At 65.3% G+C, this 19965-nt stretch carries 18 protein-coding genes and 1 pseudogene; 9 read left to right on the top strand and 10 right to left on the bottom strand.

The window, feature by feature from the left end:
- The first annotated feature begins 223 nt into the window (after positions 1-223).
- Together OKW30_RS30125 and OKW30_RS30120 are read left to right on the top strand one after the other, a co-directional pair.
- On the top strand, positions 224-1780 hold the full coding sequence (locus OKW30_RS30125; protein WP_429348406.1) for an ABC1 kinase family protein: 1557 nt from the start codon (positions 224-226) through the stop codon (positions 1778-1780).
- Positions 1781-1866: 86 nt separating this feature from the next.
- Positions 1867-2736: a DMT family transporter gene (locus tag OKW30_RS30120; protein WP_184071361.1), complete on the top strand. Its 870-nt coding sequence runs from the start codon at positions 1867-1869 to the stop codon at positions 2734-2736.
- Between the two features lie 36 nt (positions 2737-2772).
- Here OKW30_RS30120 and OKW30_RS30115 read toward each other — a convergent pair whose 3' ends face one another.
- A complete protein-coding gene (locus OKW30_RS30115; protein WP_429348405.1) occupies positions 2773-3720 on the bottom strand; it encodes a L,D-transpeptidase in 948 nt (315 codons plus the stop codon).
- Positions 3721-4169: 449 nt separating this feature from the next.
- Between OKW30_RS30115 and nadE the strand changes: the two genes are divergently transcribed.
- Positions 4170-5030 carry an ammonia-dependent NAD(+) synthetase gene (gene nadE / locus OKW30_RS30110; protein WP_429348404.1) on the top strand — a complete coding sequence of 287 codons (861 nt, stop codon included), beginning with the start codon at positions 4170-4172 and terminating at the stop codon, positions 5028-5030.
- Between the two features lie 111 nt (positions 5031-5141).
- Here nadE and OKW30_RS30105 read toward each other — a convergent pair whose 3' ends face one another.
- The 5 genes from OKW30_RS30105 to OKW30_RS30085 form a co-directional block, all read right to left on the bottom strand.
- Positions 5142-5408, bottom strand: coding sequence for an RNA recognition motif domain-containing protein (locus OKW30_RS30105; protein WP_184036671.1), 267 nt, complete (start codon positions 5406-5408; stop codon positions 5142-5144).
- A gap of 427 nt (positions 5409-5835) precedes the next feature.
- Positions 5836-6186: a hypothetical protein gene (locus OKW30_RS30100; protein ID WP_184071367.1), complete on the bottom strand. Its 351-nt coding sequence runs from the start codon at positions 6184-6186 to the stop codon at positions 5836-5838.
- A 78-nt stretch (positions 6187-6264) separates the two neighbouring features.
- Positions 6265-6939, bottom strand: a complete 675-nt coding sequence (locus tag OKW30_RS30095; RefSeq protein ID WP_187630366.1) for a hypothetical protein — start codon at positions 6937-6939, stop codon at positions 6265-6267.
- A gap of 183 nt (positions 6940-7122) precedes the next feature.
- On the bottom strand, positions 7123-8787 hold the full coding sequence (locus tag OKW30_RS30090) for a S10 family peptidase (protein ID WP_184071369.1): 1665 nt from the start codon (positions 8785-8787) through the stop codon (positions 7123-7125).
- A gap of 80 nt (positions 8788-8867) precedes the next feature.
- Positions 8868-10427 carry a S53 family peptidase gene (locus tag OKW30_RS30085; RefSeq protein ID WP_429348403.1) on the bottom strand — a complete coding sequence of 520 codons (1560 nt, stop codon included), beginning with the start codon at positions 10425-10427 and terminating at the stop codon, positions 8868-8870.
- 311 nt (positions 10428-10738) lie between these two features.
- Between OKW30_RS30085 and OKW30_RS30080 the strand changes: the two genes are divergently transcribed.
- Positions 10739-11251, top strand: a complete 513-nt coding sequence (locus OKW30_RS30080) for a DUF1993 domain-containing protein (protein ID WP_184071373.1) — start codon at positions 10739-10741, stop codon at positions 11249-11251.
- Positions 11252-11286: 35 nt separating this feature from the next.
- Here OKW30_RS30080 and OKW30_RS30075 read toward each other — a convergent pair.
- Both OKW30_RS30075 and OKW30_RS30070 read right to left on the bottom strand, forming a co-directional pair.
- Positions 11287-11475 (bottom strand): annotated as a pseudogene (locus tag OKW30_RS30075) (hypothetical protein).
- A 145-nt stretch (positions 11476-11620) separates the two neighbouring features.
- A complete protein-coding gene (locus tag OKW30_RS30070; protein ID WP_187630364.1) occupies positions 11621-12301 on the bottom strand; it encodes a LysE family translocator in 681 nt (226 codons plus the stop codon).
- Between the two features lie 154 nt (positions 12302-12455).
- Between OKW30_RS30070 and OKW30_RS30065 the strand changes: the two genes are divergently transcribed.
- A complete protein-coding gene (locus OKW30_RS30065) occupies positions 12456-12926 on the top strand; it encodes an Lrp/AsnC family transcriptional regulator (RefSeq protein WP_184071377.1) in 471 nt (156 codons plus the stop codon).
- 87 nt (positions 12927-13013) lie between these two features.
- Positions 13014-13247 carry a hypothetical protein gene (locus tag OKW30_RS30060; protein ID WP_013091435.1) on the top strand — a complete coding sequence of 78 codons (234 nt, stop codon included), beginning with the start codon at positions 13014-13016 and terminating at the stop codon, positions 13245-13247.
- 70 nt (positions 13248-13317) lie between these two features.
- Here the strand turns inward: OKW30_RS30060 and OKW30_RS30055 are convergent, their stop codons facing one another.
- Together OKW30_RS30055 and OKW30_RS30050 are read right to left on the bottom strand one after the other, a co-directional pair.
- Positions 13318-13794, bottom strand: a complete 477-nt coding sequence (locus tag OKW30_RS30055; protein ID WP_429348402.1) for an OsmC family protein — start codon at positions 13792-13794, stop codon at positions 13318-13320.
- Between the two features lie 47 nt (positions 13795-13841).
- The gene (locus OKW30_RS30050) at positions 13842-14225 is read right to left on the bottom strand and encodes a hypothetical protein (RefSeq protein ID WP_187630362.1); all 384 of its coding nucleotides are present in this window, start codon (positions 14223-14225) and stop codon (positions 13842-13844) included.
- 151 nt (positions 14226-14376) lie between these two features.
- On the opposite strand from OKW30_RS30050, the gene OKW30_RS30045 reads away from it, so the two are divergent.
- The 3 genes from OKW30_RS30045 (at position 14377) to OKW30_RS30035 (ending at position 19962) form a co-directional block, all read left to right on the top strand.
- Positions 14377-16380, top strand: a complete 2004-nt coding sequence (locus OKW30_RS30045; RefSeq protein ID WP_429348401.1) for a VTT domain-containing protein — start codon at positions 14377-14379, stop codon at positions 16378-16380.
- An 810-nt stretch (positions 16381-17190) separates the two neighbouring features.
- Positions 17191-18432 (top strand): phospholipase A, encoded by a 1242-nt coding sequence (locus OKW30_RS30040; protein WP_187613124.1) that lies wholly within the window; start codon positions 17191-17193, stop codon positions 18430-18432.
- Between the two features lie 297 nt (positions 18433-18729).
- A complete protein-coding gene (locus OKW30_RS30035; RefSeq protein WP_184036638.1) occupies positions 18730-19962 on the top strand; it encodes a hypothetical protein in 1233 nt (410 codons plus the stop codon).
- Positions 19963-19965: the final 3 nt, after the last annotated feature.

The raw sequence follows: 19965 nt of genomic DNA, 5'->3' as shown, positions 1-19965 counted from the left end.
ATTGCGCGTTGTTGGTGCTGGCGTGCAGGTGGCGCTCAGGGTGGCGTGGGGGCGCGTTCATGGCGCGCTCAGCTTGCATCGAGCCGCCCTTGTGCGCGAACACGCCAGCCATCGCGCCGACCTGCTAACCTTGACGGCTGGACTGGCCGGCCATGCGGCGAACGCAACGCCGCCGCCCGGCCGAGTCCCGCGCACAACGCCTCGCCCGTCAACCGAACCGCCGATGCCGCCACTGTTTCGCCGTCTACTGCTGCTGTTCCATGCGCTGCGTTACGGCGCGCGCCTGATCTGGCTCGCCGCCCCGCCCGACCACAAGCTGCACTGGATGATCGAACTGATCGGCCGCGTGCATGCGTCGGAGCGCAGCGGCGCGCAGTTGCATGGTCTGCTGCCGGCGCTCGGTCCCCTCGCGAGCCGCTTCGCGCAGACGCTCGCCGGGCGCCCCGAGCTCGCGAGCGGCACGCTGCATGACGCGCTGGACGCCATCGATCACATGGAAGTGCCGCTGTCGCCGGACGACTCCGCGCTGGCTTTGACTCGCGCGTTCGGCCGGCCGCTCGGCGAGCTGTTCAGCGCGGTCGACCTCGTGCCGGTGCGCAGCGGCTTCGCCGAGCAGACCCATTTCGCGCGGCTCGCGATGCCGCTCAAAGGTCATCACGAAGTCGCCGTCAAGCTCGTGCGCGCGCAGCAGTTGCAGCAGATCGGCGATGAACTCGGCCTGTTGCGCTGGGTCGCGCGCTGGCTCGAAAAGCTGTCGCGCGTCGCGCGCCGGCTGCAGTTGCGCGCGCTCGCGCAAACCTTCACCGACGACATCCTGCGCCGCTTCGACCTGCGCGCCGAAGCCGCGAATCTGAGTCAGACCGGCCACCATTTCGACGGCGACAAGCGCATCGTCGTGCCGGACGTGATCTGGGAGCTGTGCACCGACCACACGCTGACGATGCAGCGCATCAACACGCTGCCCGCGAGCGACCTGCCCGGCCTGCACGCGCACGGCATTAAGCTGGCGCCGCTCGCCGCGCATATCGTCGAGGTCGTCACCGAGCAGGCATTCGAGCATGGCTTCTTCCACGCGACGCTCGATGCGCGCCGCGTGCGCGTCAGCATCGAGCCGGACACGCTTGGGCGCCTCGTGCTCGCGGAGTTCTCGATCATGGCGACGCTGTCGAGCGACGAGCGCGAATTTTTCGTGCACGGCGCGACCGCGTTGTTCGACCAGGACTACGGGCGGCTCGCCGACATGCATCGCGAGGCCGGCCACGTGCCGGACGACACGCGCGCCGAGCTGCTCGAAGCCGAGTTGCGCACGCGCGCCGAAGCGCACTTCGCGGCGGCGCCCGAGGATCGCTCGGCGGGTTCGCTGTTTCACCATCTGCTGCACGACGTGCAACCGTTCGACGGCCACGTGCCGGGCGCGCTCGCGACCGCTCAGCGCTCGTTCCAGCAGGCGGAGATGCTCGCGCGGGCGCTGCATCCGGGCATCGATACATGGAACATCGCGCGCGGCGTGCTCGCCGATATCGCGCGACGCGATCTCGATCATCGGGGCTGGCTCAAGCGACTGTCACACGAGCTGCCGCATCTCGCGCATATGCTGCCGCGCGTGCCGCAACTGGCGGTGCGCTATCTGCAGCAGCACGATCGCACCGGCACCCCGCAGCAGAACGCGCAACTGCTCGCGGATCTCGCGCGCGAATACCGGCGCACGCGCTGGCTGCTGTGGGCATGCGTCGTCTGTGGCGGCGTGCTCGGAGCGGGGATGACGCTGCTCGCGTGGTGACGGTCCCGCGCGCGCCTTGCAGCTTTGAACAAGACGCGCGCCGCCCGTGCCGCCAACATGGCGGCTTTTTCACGCCTCCCGCCTCGATGCTCGCTTCCTTTCTTGCCGCCGTCTTCGTCGTGCTGTGGTCGACCGGTTTCGTGGTCGCCCGCGCGATCACGCCTTATGCCGATCCCAATCTGTTTCTGCTTGCCCGCTTCGGCGGCACCGCGCTGGTCTTCGCGCTGGCCACGCTGGTCGCGCGCGCAGCCTGGCCGACCGGACGCGACTTCGGCAAGCACCTGGCCGCGGGCGCGCTGCTGCAAGGCGTCTATCTCGGCGCCGGCTACTGGGCCGTCGCGCAAGGTCTGAGCGCCGGCGTGATGGCGCTGCTCGGCGCGCTGCAGCCGCTCGCGACGGCCGCCGTCGCCGCGCCGCTGTTCGGCGAGCGCTTGTCGCGGCGCGGCTGGAGCGGCATGGCGCTCGGCCTCGCCGGCGTCGTGCTGGTGCTCGCGCCGAAGCTCGCTGCCGCGACGCCGCCCACGCACGGCAACGCACCCGCGTGGCTGGTCGTGCTGATATCGATCGTCGCGGTGGGGGCGATCACGGCGGGCACGCTGTTTCAGAAGACCTCGCTCGCAAAGGCCGATATTCGCGGCGCGAGCGCCGTGCAGAACGTCGGCGCGGCGATCGTCGCGGGGGTGCTGGCGCTGGCGCTCGGTGAGCATCGCTGGATCGCGTCGCCGACGCTGTGGGCATCGCTCGCGTGGGGCATCGTGATGCTGTCCGGCATCAGCGTCACGTTGCTCGTCTGGATGGTCCGGCGCGGCGATGCGGCGCGCGCGACTGCTCTGCTGTTTCTTGCGCCGCCGCTTGCCGCGCTCGAAGGGTATCTGGGGTTCGGCGAAACGCTGCTGCCAGTGCAGATCGCCGGATTTGCGGTCGCGCTGGCCGGCGTGTTGTTGGCGAGGTCGTGAGGGGCGCCGCGCGCCAGTATTGCCACCAAGCGCCCGTCAGTCGGCCGTATCCGCGCGCGCGGGCATTTTCGCTCGCGCAACCGCGCCCGGTGCTGGCGACCACGCCGGCCGACTCTTGCGCTGCGAATCGACCACGACGATAAAACGCCCCGCCCACGGCATGATCTGCCGGTCGCTTTTCAGCACCCACAGCGATTGGCCGGAATCCATGAGCTGCGCATATGCTGCGTCGAGAATCCCGTAGTGATCGAGAAACGTGTTCAGCGATGCGGGAATCCGCACGCAGCCCTTCGAATGACGAATGCCGAGCAGCGGTTCGAGCCGCTCGGGGTCGGTCGCGTGCATCTGAAAGCGCATCTGCGACATGCCGCCCTTGCCCCAACCGCGTTCACCCTGCGCCCAGCCGAGGTCGAAGATGCGCATATCGCGCCGTCCGTAGCCGCGAATATGGTTTTCGTTCTGCGTGCCCTCGGAGCGGAAATCCATGTTGTCGGGCGTATGTTCGAACACGCCGAGCGGCGTGATGAAGTGGTCGTACTCGCCGGGCCGTCCCGTGGATACCGGCGATGCGCCGATCATCTGCCAGTTGTCGGCGGGCGCCGGGCGGAAGTAAATCAGGAGCGCCTGCACGTTCGCATTGCGATCGACGAGCACCACGTACTCGCCCGACAGATTGCCAAGCTCGTTCTCATTGAGCGCCGTCTCCAGACGGTTGGCGTACGCACGCTGCTCCGCGACGGGCAGTCTGAGCCGGCGCGTCACGTCCCGCGCGAATACGTCGCGCAGCAGGAACGCGCGGCGCGGATCGACGACGCCAGCCGCGTCGGGCGCGGCGATGGTGGCGGCGTCGATCGTGGGCAACGGCCGGCTCGCGCCATTCCGTGCGTTGGCCGGATTGGCCAGACTCACCGTATGCGCCGCTGATGTCGCGGATGCAGGTGACTGAGCGCTACCGGGCGCCGCCGCATGAACCGGCGCCGCCATCGCACCGGCACTCGAGACGACGGCTGCGCAAACCCACGCGCAAATCCTCAGGCGGTTCAATCCAGGCTGGCCAGGCCGATCTGGGTATCTCATCGCGTCTTGGAGCAAACATGATTATTATTGATCGCACGCCGGGTCCCTGCGGCGTTCGGCACGACCGATGTTACTCAGCGAAGCGAGGCGTGTCGATGAAAATACCTTCTAACCTGCGAACTCTTCAAAAATGATCGGCTATTTTTCGACAATCGACATGCCGGCGAAAACGCAATTAATACGCAATTAAATCGGTCATCGGAAAATCAAACCCCAAATGGCAAATACGATTTCGTTCGACGAAAGGTAGACCGAAGACGGCGGCACGTGCCGATACTCACGCCGTTTTTCAACCTGCTTGCAATCTGTTTCAAGCCACTTCAATCGCTTTTTCTCTCGCGAGGACAACAACGATCATGGCTCAATCCGATCCAGCCGCGCGCCAGGCCCGCATCGCGACCGAAATGCACGTCGCCGCCGAATTCGACGCAAGCCGCGAAATCGAGCGCCGGGTCGATTTTCTGGCGAACTATCTGCGCAACAGCCACCTGAGAACTTATGTGCTCGGCATTAGCGGCGGCGTCGATTCGACTACGGCCGGGCGTCTCGCGCAACTCGCGGTCGAGCGTTTGCGGGCGAACCATTACGACGCGCGTTTCGTCGCCGTCCGTCTGCCTTACGGCAAACAACGCGATGAAGCGGATGCGCTCGAGGCATTACGCTTCATTCGCGCCGACGAAAATCTGACTATCGATATCAAACCCGCAGCCGATGCGATGCTCGAGTCGCTCGATAAAAGCGGCGTGTCGTTCAAGGACGAATCCCAGCGGGATTTGGTGCACGGCAATATCAAGGCGCGCCAGCGGATGATCGCGCAATACGCGGTGGCCGGCGCGCGCTCGGGCGTCGTGATCGGAACGGATCACGCGGCCGAATCGGTGATGGGCTTTTTCACGAAGTTCGGCGACGGCGGCGCCGACGTGCTGCCGCTCGCCGGGCTCAGCAAGCGCCGCGTGCGTGCGGTCGCGAATACGCTCGGCGCGCCCGACGCGTTGGCACACAAGGTGCCGACCGCCGACCTCGAGATGCTGCGGCCGCTTCGTCCCGACGAAGACGCGTATGGCATCCCATACGACGCGATCGACGATTTTCTCGAAGGCAAGCCGGTCAGCGATACCGTGCGTGACGTGGTCCTGCAGTTTTACAACGCGACGCGTCACAAGCGGGCGCTGCCGTATACGCCGTTCGATTGGCCGGCGTCGCCGGATGGGCAATGATGCGCCCGCGAACGGCGCTCTCAAACGAATAAAGGCGGTGGACATGCGCGCGTCGTCGCGCCTGTCCACCGCCTTCGAAAACAATAGAGCTTACTGCACCACCCGCGGCGCTTACTGCTCGGGCGGCGGTTCGTCGCTGAACAGATCGGCGCTCGCTTCGAGCGGCTGGCCACCCAGTTGCTTGCCGTGAATCTGCCGCGCGATCACGTCGCCGACATACGGCACGCTCGCGTCGAGTTCGACCGTCGCGTAGGCGCCGGGCTTGCCGGCGTCCACCACCTCGACGTGTTTCGCGTAACGGCCGAGTTCGCGCTTCAGAAATTCCCGCACGTCCTGCTCGCTGCACGATTCGGCGATATTGCGCACGGTCAGGTTCATGCGGCCTACCCTCGCCGCGCCAGGCGGTCCGTCCGTTGGTCAGCGCTTGCGATACGCACCGCTCGCAGCGCGGCACGCTGCTTCGTCTGAGTCGCGCCGAGTGCGCGAAGTGCGACCACGCCGGTCGCGCCGGCCAACCCCATAGCGAGCCATGACAAGTAGAAGGCCATCGTTCAAATCTCCTGTGCGAATTGCATCGTGTTGTCAGGATAGCCCGCTTCGACAGCGAACACACTGTGACGCAGTGTCGTAGGCAATGGCGAAACGTCCCCGTCGATGCACTGTACCTGAATCGGTCGCGCCAATCCTGGGGAAACATCGGCTGCCTCGGCACCTTGCATGCCTGGCCAGCCCCGGCCCGGTACGCAGACCTATCGTCGAAGGCAGCGTGCGGGGGACATGGGCAAAGGCGGACTGATCGCGCCGATCAGTCCGCCGCTTGCACGTTCGCCGCGCTCACCCACCACGCATTCTTACCCTGCGGCAGACGGACCAGCACCGCGGAAGGATCCTCGACGCCGTCATCGGCGATCTGGCATACCGGCAGGCCGTCGGGCAGACGCTTCACTTCGCCAGCGGCCTCGAACAGCGCGATTCGCTGCGCATCCAGCGGGCGCAGTTGCCGATACACGTCGAAGCTGAGCGCCGCGGGCACGTCACCGCGAATCTCGAGCTCATTGGCGCGCGCGCAATGCGCGGGCGCGACGGCAACCGCGGCGGTGCTGCCGCTCAGGCAGCCGATCGTCAGCGCGACGGCGGCGAGACGGGAATGGGTCATTGTGTTTCTCCGAAAAAAGTGAGGGTAGCGAACCGTGGTTCCGCGAGGCATGCGCAAGCGTGCGGACGCGCGGCGCGCTCAACGCTGGCGGGCATGCGCGTCGCCGCGTCGGCTGTCTTCGCTGTCGACGCCATCGTCGTCGCGAGTCGCGAACTCGAGCCGGCTCACGTCGCAGGACGCCTGGCCAAAGCCCGCATACACCGCCGACCAGTTGCCGACGATCACCGCTTGCGCCTGCGCGAGACTCAGCTTGCCTTCGCAGACGCAACGCTTGAGCAGCGCCGCCGCGCGTGCCTTGCGGCGCTCGCCCTGCGGGCCGGACCACGGCAACAGATCGAGATTGGCCGGCGCATCGGGCGATCCGCCGAGCATGATCGGCACACGCCGGTCGAGCGCGAACGCGGCGACGTCATCCGCATCGATGCCGCGTGCGGCAAGCATGCGATCCTTGTGCGCCATCAGTTCGTCGAACGGCGGCGCGACGGTTTCCGCATAACCGGGGCGGCAAATCGTCTGGCCGATCGACTGCTGGGTCACGCGTTCGTCGAGCACGGCGCTCGGTTGCGCGGCGGCATCTCCGATGCGCAGCGCGAGCAGTGCGCCAACGGTGACGAGCAGCGCACGGTGCGTGATGCGCACGCGCGGACGAAGAACGCGCGTGCGTCCGAGCCGCGGCGCGTTGGCCACGTCATTGCTGCTGGTCGTATCGCGGGAAAGACCGCGCCGATGGGTGTCTGCGATGCCTGCGTTCATTCGTCGGCGCGCCGGCGGCGGCACGCGGTAGTTCAATTCGCAAGGCAATTAAAACACATTCACTATGGATGAGTACAAAAGCCGGACATGAGGGCGCGGCGTTTGCTGGCTCGCGGCAGCCGCCGCGAGCCAGCGCAGACCAACCCAGCGCGACGTCGCGATGAGTGGGGCGCCCCGCCGCCTCTACTTCGCCACCCGCGCCTGCAACGCGCGGATCCGCCCGAGCGCCTGCGCGTTCGACACCGTCTCTTCGTACATCTTTGCGAGGTCGGCTTTCAGCGCGGTGCGCGAACCGCCATCGAGATACACCATATGCCCCGATGGATAGAACCGTGCCGACAGGTTCTGCCGCACCTGCTGACTGACCAGCGGCATCTGCTGCAGATCGAGCACGGTCTGATAGAACGGCGTGACGAAATCGAAAAAGCCATTCGCCGACAGCACCTTGAGGTCGGGATTGAGCGCCATCACGGCGGCAAGGTCGCCGGCCGTGTACAGAATGATGTTGCCTGTCGAGTCGAGACCCTTCTGCGCGCCGGTTGGATCGATATGGCTGAAATCCCAGTACTTGAACGCCTGATCGTTGAGGTCGGTGAACGACGAGTTCGACGTGTACTTCAACTGCTCGTTCAGATAGACGTTCCACATCGTCGTGTAGACGCCGGTGACCGCGGTCATCGTCGGATCGTTGCCGCCGGAGTTCGGGTCGATCTTGCCCGCGATGCCGGTGTCGATCGCCGTTACGCGGCCGTCGTAGGCGCCGAGCGCGAGGCCTTGCGACTTCAGCAACGTGGTCAGGAACAGCGAATTGCCGCGGCTGTCGTAGCCCGCGATGTCGAGGCTCCACGCGAGCAGCGTCGTTTTGTCGATGCCGGTGTATTCGCTGAGCTTTTCGGTGGTCGCGGAATCTGTGGTCGGGAACTTGCGCAGCGCGGCCAGGTAGTCGGTGCGCGCGAACTGCGCGACCTCCTCGGCGAACGCGCCGAGATCGGTCGGCCGCGGCGCGACGCCGAGCTTCTTGTGATACCACGCGTCAGCGGCCGCTGTGGGCAGCGCGCCGACCGGATTGCCCGATTGCGTGTAATCGAGAATCGACGATTGCAGCGTAATGCCGTTCAGATCGACCCCATCCTCGTGCAGCCGGTACGCGAGCACGCAGCTACGCGCCGTGCCGTAGGACTCGCCGAATAGATACTTCGGCGAATTCCAGCGGTTGTTCTTCGTCAGGAAACGCTTGATGAACTGCTTGATCGAATCCGCGTCTTGATCGACGCCCCAGAAGTCGCGATTCTTCTTCGGCGCGATCGCCGCCGAATAGCCGGTGCCGACCGGATTGATGAACACCAGGTCGCTCTTGTCGAGCAGACTGTCCGGATTGTCTTCGAGTGAATAAGGCGCAGGTGGCGTGAACCCCGGCATCGACGTCTTGATGCGGCGCGGCGCGAACGAGCCGAGCAGCACGAATACCGACGACGACCCCGGCCCGCCGTTATAGAAAAACGTGACCGGCCGCGTTTCTTCCTTCTGATTGTCCTGCGTGAACGCGACGTAGAACATCCTCGCCGACGATTGCGAGCTGCTCGGATCGACGATCACCAGATGGCCCGCGGTCGCCGTGTAGTCGATCTTGTGGCCGCCGATCGTCACCGAATGATGCGTGATCGCGGCCGTCTCGACTGTATCGGTAACCGAATCGTCCGGGCCGTTGCCATAGGCGACCGGGTCGAAGAGCGGCTGGTCGCCGGCCTTGTGCGGCGCGCTCGTGGCGGTGGACGCGCCTGCCGAGGCGGTGGCATGCGTGTTGTGCGGCGAATGCTGGCTACCGGAAGCTGATTCTGTATTCGTCATGATCGCTCCAAGGGTTCGTTTTACTTGCCATGCGTCCTCGTTCTTACGTCTCGTTGTTGTGTTATGCGCTGTGTTGCAGACTATAGTGCGCCCGCCACCTTCCCGCCATTGGGGCTGCCCAGTCCCGTGCAGGCATCCCACCCCTTCGACGCCGCGAAGCTGCCGTTGTTGCCCTGCGTGATGTCGTTGCAGACGCCCGGCGCCTTGTACAGCTTAGGGTTGACGAAGCCGGCCGGCTGTCCCTTCGCCGCGTTGATGCGCGCGATCAGCGCCGCCCACAGCGGCGCGACCGCGCTGGTGCCCCCCACCACCGTTTGCATTCCGTCGACCAGCACGTCGTAGCCGGTCAACGGCGAGGCATCGCCCGCGACATCCGGCACGCCGCGCCCGCCGAGCGGCTGGCTGCCGCCGCCCGTCGCCGTGGCCGACAAACCCTGCTGCCACGCCGGCACCGGAAACGCGCTGCTCACGCCGCCGCCGCTGGCCCCGCCCTGCTCGCCGTCGTTCCACACGACCTCGCGCGTGATCGCCGAACCGGACGAGCTCAGGTGCGTGCCGCCGCAGGCGAGCACGTACGGGCTCGACGCCGGGAAGTCGACCGCGTCGCCGCCGCCCGAGCCGTCGCTCGACCCGCTGTCGCCCGAGGCCGCGCAGATGGTCACGCCGAGCGCCGCCGCCGATTGCAGTACGCTGTTGAGCGCCTGCATCGACTGGCTGGTCCACACTGATTCCGGCGCCCCCCAACTGATCGAGATCACCGACGGCTTGTTAGTTGTGTCGTGCACCGCGCGGCTCACCGCGTCGATGAAGCCGGCGTCGCTGTTCTGCGTGAAGTACACGGCGATGGCCGCGCCCGGCACGATTGCGCCGACGATCTCGATGTCGAGCGTGACCTCGCCGTCCGGCCCGTTCGGATCGCCGCTCGGCTTGTTGCCAGCCTGATCGACGCCGACCGGGGTCACGGTCGGCTCGCTTACACCGAGGCTCGAGAAATAGGTCTTGAGGTCCGACGTGTTGTAGCCGCCGCCGAGCTCGATGATGCCGACGCACTGACCGCCGCCGTCGCCTTGCGGAAACTGGTAGAGCGAGGCGAGCTGCGGCGGCGAGTACGACGTCTGCCCGGCGCGCGCCGGCACGAACGTCGGCCGGATGCGAAAGTGCGGACGCGCCTGCGGCCGGTTGTCGAGTCCGAGCACCGCCTCCACGACGCCATGCAGATCGTCCGGCACGCTGATCGTGCCGGTGCGGCCACGGAACTGGCCGGCCGCGTGATGCCGGTAGAGCTCGAGCTTGACCTCGAACGCGCTCTGGAATTGCGCGATCGTGCCGCTCAGCAGCACCGAGCGCGCCGCCGGATCCTCGCGCGCGACGGTGAGCCCATGCGCGGCCGCGAACGCGCGGACCTTCGCGATGTCATCGGGCGCGGCGCCGTAGTCCTGGGCGAGCGCCTCGCGCGACAGCGGCTTCACGCTCGCGTCGCCGGCTTCGATGCGTTTCATCAAGGCGTCGAACTGCGCCTGCTGCTGGCGGCGCAGCATCACGAAGACCTCGATCCGCTCGGCGGGATCGCATTGCCCGATGACCGTCGTGCCCTGCGCGACCTTTCGCTCGCTGCCCGGCAATGGATGCTTGGTGACCATGGTATCGACTCTCCTGTTAGCGTGGCTTCGCACGCGGTCATGGACGACCGCGCGGCCCGGCGGCGGCCAGGCACACCACGCGCCTGCATGAAGCGCATCGTGGCGATACGCGGCAGGGGTTGTTCAAGAACTTCGTCCACGCGTCCGACCAAAGCATTCGAACACAGTTCCGGCCAGCGCGACAGTCGTCCGCATGGCCAGGGTCTAATGCGCGGCGTGGATGCGACACGCTATGATGCTGAAGCGGCATCCCCGCCGTTTCATTGCCGCGCGCGCCGCCTGCGCGCACGATCGAGAAATCAGAGGAACCCATGTCAATTTCGATGTATCAAGCATCACTGCCTGTGCTGATTCGCGGCCTCACGAACCTGCAGGCCATCCTGGGCAAGGCCGGAGCGCACGCGGCCGCAAAGCAGATCGAACCGTCGGTGTTCACGAATGCCCGGCTCGCGCCGGACATGCTGCCGTTCATGCGCCAGGTGTATATCGCGAGCGATACCGCGAAGGGTTGCGCGGCGCGCCTCGCCGGCGTCGAGCCGCCGAAGTTCGACGACGTCGAGCAGACTTTCGATGAACTGCAGGCCCGTATCCAGAAAACGATCGATTACCTGAAGGAATTCAACGCGGCGCAGATCGACGGTTCGGAAAGCCGCACCATCACGCTGAAAATGCGGACGGGTCCGATCGAGTTCACCGGAGCGTCATATCTGTTCGGTTTCGTGCTGCCGAACTTCTATTTCCACGTGACGACCGCGTATGACATCCTGCGTCATAACGGTGTCGAGCTCGGTAAGCTCGACTATCTGGGCGGGATGCCGCAGTAAACGGAGCAGGCGGGTCGTCGATCGCGCGGCCGCCCTCACGTGTGCAGGCGCGGCTGGAATGCGATCACCGCCATGCCGGCCAGCGTCAGCGCGACGCCTGCCGCGTCTCACAGCGTGGGCCGCACCTCGTCCACGACCCACAGCCACGCAAGCCAGCGCCACGGCAGGTAACAGCCGGGAATCTCGGCGACAGCGGTCACGACATACAGCAGGAAGGTTTGCATCGATGAGCGTGAGAAGGTGGTTGTGTCGCCGCGCGTGCGCGCGGCCGGCTGCGCTACCGGCTTTATTAACACAATCACCTGGCACCGCGGCCTTTGCATCGGCTGTATGCGCACGCGCGACGAATGCAAAAGCCAGCTCCGAGTTTCAATCCAGCGAAAGCCGCAGCGCGAAGCCGATCAACGCAGCCGAGAAGGTCCACCGTTGTACGGTCTGCGCCAAAGGATGGACGCGCATCCAGTTGGCGATGCGCGCAGCGCCGATCGCATACAACGCGTCGAAGCATGCGCCGATCACGAGCAGCACGACACCAAGCTCGATCATCTGCCACGCTACCGGCCCCGCTTCCGGCCGCACGAATTGCGGCAACAGCACCGAGCAGAACAGTAGCGCCTTCGGGTTGAGCAGGTTCGTCAGCAGACCTTTGACGAACGCGGTCCGCAAGGGCCGCACCGCATTGCCCGCATCGCTCGAAGCAGTGGATTCCACTCGCGGCGCGCCGGCCGCTTGCCTGTCGCGCGACCCGGCCGGCAATGCGAACCCGGGCGAGCGGAAGATTTGAATCCCCACCCACGCGAGATAGACGGCGCCGGCATAGCGCACCGCGTCGTACAGCCACGGCGCGTTGCGCAGCAGCGCCGCCATGCCGCACGCCGACAGCGTCACGTGCGTCGCGCGCGATACGCCGAGCCCCACCGCGGCCGCGAAGCCGCTGCGCACGCCGCGCGCGATGCTGGTTTGCAGGATCAGCGCCATGTCCGGCCCAGGCATCGCATAAACGACAATCAATGCCGCCACGTAGACGGCCAGCAGGTGAGCGGAATTCATCGGAGCCTCCTTGTTGTTCGAGGCTCCATGTTGCTATCGGATGCGGAGCGTTTGCTGGCGACTTTCAGTCCTCTGCATTCAAAAAATAGCGGAATGCGCTAACATTTCAACATCTGGCGACGCCTTCCACCACCCTGCAGCCCCCCTCCCAACCATGTCCACGGACGATCTCGACAAAACCGATCGCGCGATTCTCGCCGCGCTGCAAAACGACGGCCGCATGTCGAATGCGCGTCTCGCCGAGATGGTCGGCCTCAGCGAGACGCCTTGCGCGCGGCGTCTGAAACGTCTGGAGAACGATGGTTACATCGACTGCTACCGCGCGGTGCTGTCGCGCGCCGGGCTCGGTCTGGGCGTGATCGCGTTCGTACTCGTGCGCTTCGCGGTGCACGACCGCGTGGTGGCCACGCGCTTCGAGCGCGAGGTGCAGGCGATCCCGCGGATCCTGTCGTGCCACAACGTGTCGGGCAGCGCGGACTACATCCTGCAGATCGTCGCGCGCGACCTCGACGACTACGGCACGTTCATGCGCGACGAACTGCGCGGCCTGCCGGGCGTGACGTCGGTGGAATCGGCGTTATCGTTGCGCGAAGTGAAAGCGTTTGGCGGTCTGCCGCTGTCGTGAGCCCGAACGTGGCATAGTCCCCCCCGTTAGTCCCCTTTTGAAGCGGCACGAGCCGTTCCGACGCAACCCGACGACCCCGGAGTTCTCATGGATCACGACAAGGCGCGAGCCGAAGAAACCGCCGCAATGGAACGCGTGTTGACCGCCACCAAGCGGGTGCAGACCGCGTTCGCGTCGCTGCAATCGCAATTCCCGCCGGCAGGCAGCGGCAAACCCTCGCAATTTGCGTTGCAGACTTTCGACGCCGCGCTGCAGGAACTCGAAGACGCACAAGCCGCGTTCGACGAACTGCTCGGCGATCTGCTCGACGGCAATCGTTGAGCGCTAGCGAGCGTCTGGCCGGCGCCCCGCTCGCCAGCCGGCTCGCACGCTTCGCGCCGCCGCATACGCGTTAACGCGCGTCCGTCTCCACCACCGGCTCGCAGAGAATCGGAAAATTGACGGAGTTCGCGACGTAGCACTTCTGATGCGCGACGTGATGCAGATGCGTGGCCAGCTCGACATCGCCGCTCGCGCGGATCGTCACGCGCGGGTGCAGCACGATCTGCGAAAAGCGGCCTTCCTGCGCGGTATCGAGCATCGTGCCTTCGGCGTCGTCGCGATAGTCGAGCACGACGATGCCCGCCTCCGAGCACAGATGCAGATACCACAGCTTGTGACACGCGCTCGCCGACGCGACCACCAGGTCCTCGGGATTCCAGCGCGTCGCGTCGCCGAGAAACGCCGGATCCGACGAGCCCGCAATGTCGGGCTTGCCGCCGGAAGAAATCACGTGATCGCGGTCGTAGTCGCGGTAGCCGGAGGTGCCGCTGCCGCGGTTGCCGGTCCATTTCACCGATACGTGGTACTTGTGCTCGCCGTGCGCCATTCGCTTCCCCTTTGGTCGGATCGGACCTGCATTCTATCCGCGCCACACTAGCGCGGCGGCGCCGCGCGGCCGGTCACGTTCGGCGCGCGTGGGTCGGGATTCATATAGAGCGCCGTGCCGTTCGCGCGCATGTTGTTGAGCGCGGCGCCTGAGCCGGTCGCGCCACCCGAGCCGAGCCCATACGAGCCGCCCGCCGACATGCCGGGCCCCGGCATGGCACTCGGACTGACGCCGGTACCGATGCCCGTCGCGCCGCCGACAGCCGCATTGCCGCTGCCCCCGCTGGTGCCCGCGTTCGTGCCCGCACGAGTGCCGTTCTGGCTGCCGCCAGGATTGCCCGGTTGCTGGGCCTCTACCGTTGCAGCGGCCCCCGCCGTCAACAGCGCCGCAAGCAACGCCGACCACACGATCCCACCTGTTGCTGTCTTCATAGCTACCCTCCAACCGCATCGATCCGCCGAGCACGATATCTATTCTGAGCCGATCGCGCGACCGATGCAGCGGCGCCGCTCCCGCCCGCGCCCACGGCGTGTCCGTGCGCGTTATGATCGATCGTTACGCCCGAACGGCCGATCGCGCACGATGGAGCACGCCTACATCCACCTTTTGCATCTGCTCGCCGGCCACTCGACGTGGATGCTCGCGGTCGTTTTCCTCGCCGCTTTTTTCGAAGCGATCGCGGTCATCGGCACCTTCGTCCCCGGCAGCACCGCGATGTTCCTCGCCGGCGCGCTGACGGGCACCGGCTCGCTGAGCCTTGCCTGGGTCTTCGTGTGGGCGATCGTCGGCGCGGTCGCCGGCGACGGCGCCAGCTTCTGGCTCGGCGGTCGCTACAAGGAGCGCATCGTCACGCTGTGGCCGTTCCGCGCACACCCCGGCGTACTCGACGCGGGCCAGCGCTTCTTTCTGAAGCATGGCGCGAAGAGCGTCGTGCTCGCCCGCTTCATCGGCCCGCTGCGGGCGATCGTGCCGGTCGTCGCGGGCATGATGGGCATGCGGCCGCTGCGCTTCCTCTCGATCAACGTGCTCTCCGCGCTGCTGTGGGCGCCCGCGCACATCCTGCCCGGCGTCGTGTTCGGCGCGTCGGTGCTGCTCGCGGGGGCGGTGTCGTTCCGGCTCGTCGTGATCATCGCGATGCTGGCGTGCATCGTGTGGCTCAGCTTTCGCGGCGCGGGGTTTCTGGTGTCGCACGCGAATGCGTGGTCGAGCACGGCAGGCCGTCATCTCGGCAGTTGGGCATGCCGCCATCCGGGTCCGCTCGGCCGCATCGCGCGCCGCATGCTCGACCCCGACACGCCCGATGCGACCCACCTGCTCGCGACGTCGCTGATCGTGCTGGTGGCCGGCGCGCTTTTCTTCGGGGTCCTCGACGACGTCGTCAGCGGCGATCCGCTGACGACCATCGACCTGTCCGTTTATCACTTTCTGCAATCGATACGCACGCCGTGGGGCGACACGTTGCTCGCGGCGCTCGCGACGCTCGGCAGCGGCATCACACTGTTCGCGCTGGTCGTCACGGTTGCCCTGTGGATGGTGTGGGAGCGGCGCTGGCGCTCGATCGTCTACTGGCTCGCGGCGGTCGTGTTTTCGCAGTTGCTGATTCTCGGCCTGCAACTCGCGATGCGCCGCGCCCCGCCCAACGAACTCATGAGTGGCCACTTCGTGTTTCCGAGCAATCACGTCGCCGCGACGGTGATCATCTACGGCTTTCTCGCGTTTCTGCTCGCGCGCCGGATCGGCAAGCTCGGAGGCGTGCTGGTTGCCGCCGCCAGCATCATCGTCGTGATCGTGGTCGCGCTCGCGGGCGTCTACTTCGGCCGCTACTGGGTGTCCGACGCGATCGGCGGCGCGGCGCTCGCGTGTGTGTGGGTCGCGCTGATTGCACTGACGGCGATCTGGCGGCATCCGCGGCCGCCGCCGCCGCGCCGTTTCATGCCGCTCGTGGTGCTCGTGGTCGTCGCGCTCAGTGTCGGCCTGCAGCTCGGCGTCGCAATGCCGACGCCGCCGGACGGCGCCCCGCAACCACCCCCCGTGCAGTTCACGCAGACGCAGTGGAAGCTCTCCGGGTGGAAGCGGCTGCCGTGCTTTCGCTCCGACATGGGCGGCGATCGCAAGGAGCCGCTGACGCTGCAATGGGTCTCCGAGCCCGCTTCGATACGCGAGCAGTTGCGCGCGCAGGGCTGGGTCGAGGGCACCGACGTGTCCGCGCACAGCCTGCTGTCGCTCGCTTCGCCCGACGTCGCGGCGGTGTCGCTGCCGGTGCTGCCGAAGCTGAACAATGGCGTGCCGTCGTCGCTGGTCTTCACGCGACCGGGCAATTCGCGCGAGGAACGCTACGTGCTTCGCTTCTGGCCGAGCGGCTACGCGGTCGACAACGGCACCTCCGCGGCGCCGCTTTGGGTCGGCGCGTTCGCGCACGAGCGGCTGACGCGGCCCTCCTGGCCGCTGAACATTCTGCGCATCGATCACGACGCGAGCCCGTTCGACTCGCCCACCTGGTCGGGCGCCGAGCTCGGCGCGACGGTTCTCGCGGAGGTCGATTGTCACGGCGTGCCGGTGTGGCTGCTGGTCTCGCCGAGGCAATGAGCTGCACATCCAGGCACATCCAGGCACATCCAGGCACATCCAGGCAACTTCAGGTATCTCAGGCATCCCCAACTCGACGATTCGATAAAGGAGACAACCGTGGGCCGCTTCGGAAGTCCACATCGACGTACCCGGCGCCGTCTATCAGCAATTGGCGCCACGGGCGAAACGCCTGCTGCGCCATATGCCGCGCGTGAGCGAACTCGACAATGCAAGCGCGCCGGAGCAATACCGGAAATTCGCCTATTGAAGAAAGCATTCAGTCGCCGCATTGGCCGCGCAACGAATTGTCACGAAAGCGAATCGCCAATTGACGCGCAATTGCCATAACGGAAATGACTGAGGCGAACGCGGGGATACACCCGATCGCGAATGACAATCGATTTGACATTTAAGCCTTCGTTGTGCAAATGCAACGACACACCGGCATTATCCCCACTTCCCCCCGCTATTTGCACCGATAGCGCTCCTAATTCATTTTTCCACTCACGCAATCCGTAATCGCACTGGCAGAATGAGCAGAATGCCAGATAGCGGGAACCGGCATGCGTCGCCATTTCCGCAATGAAACACGGCGGCCGCGATTTTCTACCCAATTGCACGCATTAACGCTATCGTCTCTTTGCGACCTGAACTCTCGTAGACCACCAGGAGCTTCGTGTGCGGAATCGATCGATGTCTCGCGTGAAGAAAGACCGCCAGTCCGCCATTCGCAGCCACCGCTCGCGTGTTTCCCGATTATCTTCAAGTCCGCTTTCCGGCTCGGTTTCCAGCTCGCTTTCCAGGCTTCTCCCCTGGTTATCGCTTTGCATGACTGCGCTGGTGCTCGGCAGTTACTCCGCGTATAGCGTCGCCGGCGTTTCCGTATTGCGTCCGCCGCGCGAAGCGCTATCGAGCAGTCCACTCGAAGTGACGATCGTCTATGCCGGCGATCAACCCGGTGGCACCGAAGTCGACGTGCCGGCGCAATTGAATATCGCGATCAGCAATACCGACGTGGTACCGCATCGGCTCGCGCTCACGCGCGAAAGCGGCGCACCCGAGCATCTGAAGCTCGCCGCCGGCGAACTGAAGGCAGTGCGCTATACCGGCACGTGGCCCGAATGGGCGCGCGGCGCGATGCAGATCGACGTGCCGGATCTCGACGTGTCGCCATCGTACGTGCTGCTGACGCGTCCGCCGCGCTCCGGCAAGGACGCGGCGCTCGCGTCGGCCGGGAGCGCCAATGGAGCAACGGCGGCGGCCACCGCGAGCGGCGCACCGTCGTCGACGAGCCTGATCGCGTCGTCGCCCGCGCCATCACGACCGGATGCGCCCGTGCCGCAAATCAACACTTTCCTGAGCCGCTTCTCCGCCTTCGAACCGATGTATTTCGCCGATGGCGGCGGTAGCGAGTCCCTCGCGAAATTCCAGCTCAGCTTCAAGTTCCGCCTCGTCGTTCCGGACGACCCGCGCTCGCGTGGTTTCGCGGACAACCTGTACTTCGCCTATACGCAAACCTCGCTGTGGGATCTCAAGAAGTACTCGGCGCCGTTCCGCGACACCAGCTATATGCCGGCACTCTTTTATTACCTCGAAGACACCGGCTGGAAGAGCACGTGGTGGAGCAGAATGGGCGTGATGGCCGGCTACGAACACGAATCGAATGGACGCGACGGTCCGGAATCGCGCGGCGTCGACTATGTGTTCCTCAAGCCGATCTGGGATTTCGGCGACATCCACAGCTACCATCTGACCATCCAGCCGAAGATTTATTACTATACGCACATCGCCGGCGAGAACCATGACATCGCCGACTACCGCGGCTATGTGGACCTGCGGTTCATCTACGGCAGCCCCGACGGCGCGCAATTGGACACGACGCTGCGCAAAGGAACGCAAGGCGGCAAAGGCAGCGTCGATACGCAGTTCACCTATCCATTGGCGAAGCTGATCAATAGCCGCTGGGGCGGTTATCTGTGGCTCGGCTTCTTCAGCGGTTATGGCGAGGACATTCTCGACTACAACCAGCATCGCTGGATTGCGCGAATCGGCTATAGCATCACACGCTAATCCGGAATTCGCCTGGCATGCAAGCAAAGGGCCGCCGAGCGGCCCTTTTCCATTCGATGACGGCCCACGACGCGCCGTAATACATCGAAACTTCTGCCGTAATCCTTTCAGAAGTTTGCCCAAAGCCGACCTCCACCCGGCGGGCAACCCGTCATGGACCGCTCGTGAATGCTGTGTGCACGAACAGACGGGCATATCGGTGTGGATTTCTCTAGAGTTGAAGGGTCGCCGGTCCAACCGGCTGGCCACGCCGCGCGCTGACTTTTCCAGCGTCTAATCAAAACCACGGAAAAACCAATGAAAACCGCTCTCCTTAAAGACGTGTCGCCTGTTTCAAACGAGCCAACCGGACTTCTTTTGCATCGGAATAGTGCACCGCTTGCGCTCAAGCACGAAATTCACCCGGAACAGATCCGGGATAGCCTGCCGGCCCGTCAGGGGGGAGTGGGCTTTCTGTTCCACGCGACCGATTGGGAAACCCTTTCATTTTCTTTTCACAACGTTCGCGAACGAAGCGAATCGTTCGAAGAGGAGTTGTGGAAAACCAGGCCTTTCATCGCATCGCCGATCTATTCGGGCGCGCAGGTGATCGGCGCGAATATCGCCTGCCCGGTGCCGCTCGAAATGTGGCTCGGCAGCCCGCGCGGCATCAAGCGCTTTCGCGAGACGCAATTCTTTCCGGCGCTCGAGCTCGCCCGAAAAGCGGGCTTGAACATGGTCGCGATGGGCGCGTCGACGCCCTACGCGTGCAACTACGGCGCGCTGCCCCGGCCGGTCAAGCCGCCTCACATCACGACGGGTCACGCGGCGACCGCGGCGATGCTGAAGGACTGGGCGATCCATTGCTGCGAACAGCTCGACCTCGAGCTCGGCAACACGAAGCTCGCGCTGTTCGGCGCGGCCGGCCGGCTCGGCACGACGGTCGCGAAGTATCTGCTCTACAAGGATGCGCCGAAGGAGCTGGTGCTGATCGATCTGCCCGACAAGATCAACCTGCTGATCGATCAGGCGAACGAGCTGCTCGCGTCGGACCTGCTCGGAAAATCGAAAGTATCGGTGCATACGTTCAGTCCGGACACGCCGCTGCCGGACTTCGACGGCGCGATTCTCGCGAGCAGCACGAGCGTGCCTTACCTGAGCGCCGCCGATCTCAAACGCGCGCAATTCTGGATCGACGACTCGCATCCGCGCGCGGCAAGCGTCGAAGCGGAACTCGCTTCTCGCGGTCATACGCTCTATATTGAATGCTTCGCGCGCGGGCCCGCCGGACTCGACACCGCGTTCCCGTTCAGGCTGCCATCCACCCGCGACTGCTATACCTGCTTCGCCGAAGGCTATTCGGCATGGCAGGAAGGTATCGCCTCCGATTTCATCATTGGCAGCCCGCCCGTGTGGTCGGTCTCTTATACTCATGGTCTCCTGAAGAAGTATGGCTTTTCGGTCGGACCGTTTCACGGCAAGAACGGCGATTCGCTCGCCGAAGGCGTCGAATCACAGCAATTCAATACGCATGAAATGATGGGTTCCTGATGA

It is taken from the genome of Paraburkholderia sp. Clong3 (assembly GCF_050436485.1).
Taxonomy (GTDB): domain Bacteria; phylum Pseudomonadota; class Gammaproteobacteria; order Burkholderiales; family Burkholderiaceae; genus Paraburkholderia; species Paraburkholderia tuberum.
Note: the sequence above shows the minus strand (reverse complement) of the source record. Positions and strands in the feature narration are given on the sequence as shown.

Excerpts from the sequence above, each read along its gene's own strand:
- OKW30_RS30080 (WP_184071373.1), top strand. The coding sequence starts at position 10,739 with ATGTCAATTTCGATGTATCAAGCATCACTGCCTGTGCTGATTCGCGGC.
- OKW30_RS30125 (WP_429348406.1), top strand. The coding sequence starts at position 224 with ATGCCGCCACTGTTTCGCCGTCTACTGCTGCTGTTCCATGCGCTGCGT.
- OKW30_RS30045 (WP_429348401.1), top strand. The coding sequence starts at position 14,377 with ATGGAGCACGCCTACATCCACCTTTTGCATCTGCTCGCCGGCCACTCG.
- OKW30_RS30095 (WP_187630366.1), bottom strand. The coding sequence starts at position 6,939 with ATGAACGCAGGCATCGCAGACACCCATCGGCGCGGTCTTTCCCGCGAT.
- OKW30_RS30100 (WP_184071367.1), bottom strand. The coding sequence starts at position 6,186 with ATGACCCATTCCCGTCTCGCCGCCGTCGCGCTGACGATCGGCTGCCTG.
- OKW30_RS30115 (WP_429348405.1), bottom strand. The coding sequence starts at position 3,720 with ATGGCGGCGCCGGTTCATGCGGCGGCGCCCGGTAGCGCTCAGTCACCT.
- OKW30_RS30120 (WP_184071361.1), top strand. The coding sequence starts at position 1,867 with ATGCTCGCTTCCTTTCTTGCCGCCGTCTTCGTCGTGCTGTGGTCGACC.
- OKW30_RS30060 (WP_013091435.1), top strand. The coding sequence starts at position 13,014 with ATGGATCACGACAAGGCGCGAGCCGAAGAAACCGCCGCAATGGAACGC.
- OKW30_RS30035 (WP_184036638.1), top strand. The coding sequence starts at position 18,730 with ATGAAAACCGCTCTCCTTAAAGACGTGTCGCCTGTTTCAAACGAGCCA.
- OKW30_RS30070 (WP_187630364.1), bottom strand. The coding sequence starts at position 12,301 with ATGAATTCCGCTCACCTGCTGGCCGTCTACGTGGCGGCATTGATTGTC.
- OKW30_RS30055 (WP_429348402.1), bottom strand. The coding sequence starts at position 13,794 with ATGGCGCACGGCGAGCACAAGTACCACGTATCGGTGAAATGGACCGGC.
- OKW30_RS30090 (WP_184071369.1), bottom strand. The coding sequence starts at position 8,787 with ATGACGAATACAGAATCAGCTTCCGGTAGCCAGCATTCGCCGCACAAC.
- OKW30_RS30085 (WP_429348403.1), bottom strand. The coding sequence starts at position 10,427 with ATGGTCACCAAGCATCCATTGCCGGGCAGCGAGCGAAAGGTCGCGCAG.
- OKW30_RS30065 (WP_184071377.1), top strand. The coding sequence starts at position 12,456 with ATGTCCACGGACGATCTCGACAAAACCGATCGCGCGATTCTCGCCGCG.
- OKW30_RS30040 (WP_187613124.1), top strand. The coding sequence starts at position 17,191 with ATGACTGCGCTGGTGCTCGGCAGTTACTCCGCGTATAGCGTCGCCGGC.
- OKW30_RS30105 (WP_184036671.1), bottom strand. The coding sequence starts at position 5,408 with ATGAACCTGACCGTGCGCAATATCGCCGAATCGTGCAGCGAGCAGGAC.
- OKW30_RS30050 (WP_187630362.1), bottom strand. The coding sequence starts at position 14,225 with ATGAAGACAGCAACAGGTGGGATCGTGTGGTCGGCGTTGCTTGCGGCG.
- nadE (WP_429348404.1), top strand. The coding sequence starts at position 4,170 with ATGGCTCAATCCGATCCAGCCGCGCGCCAGGCCCGCATCGCGACCGAA.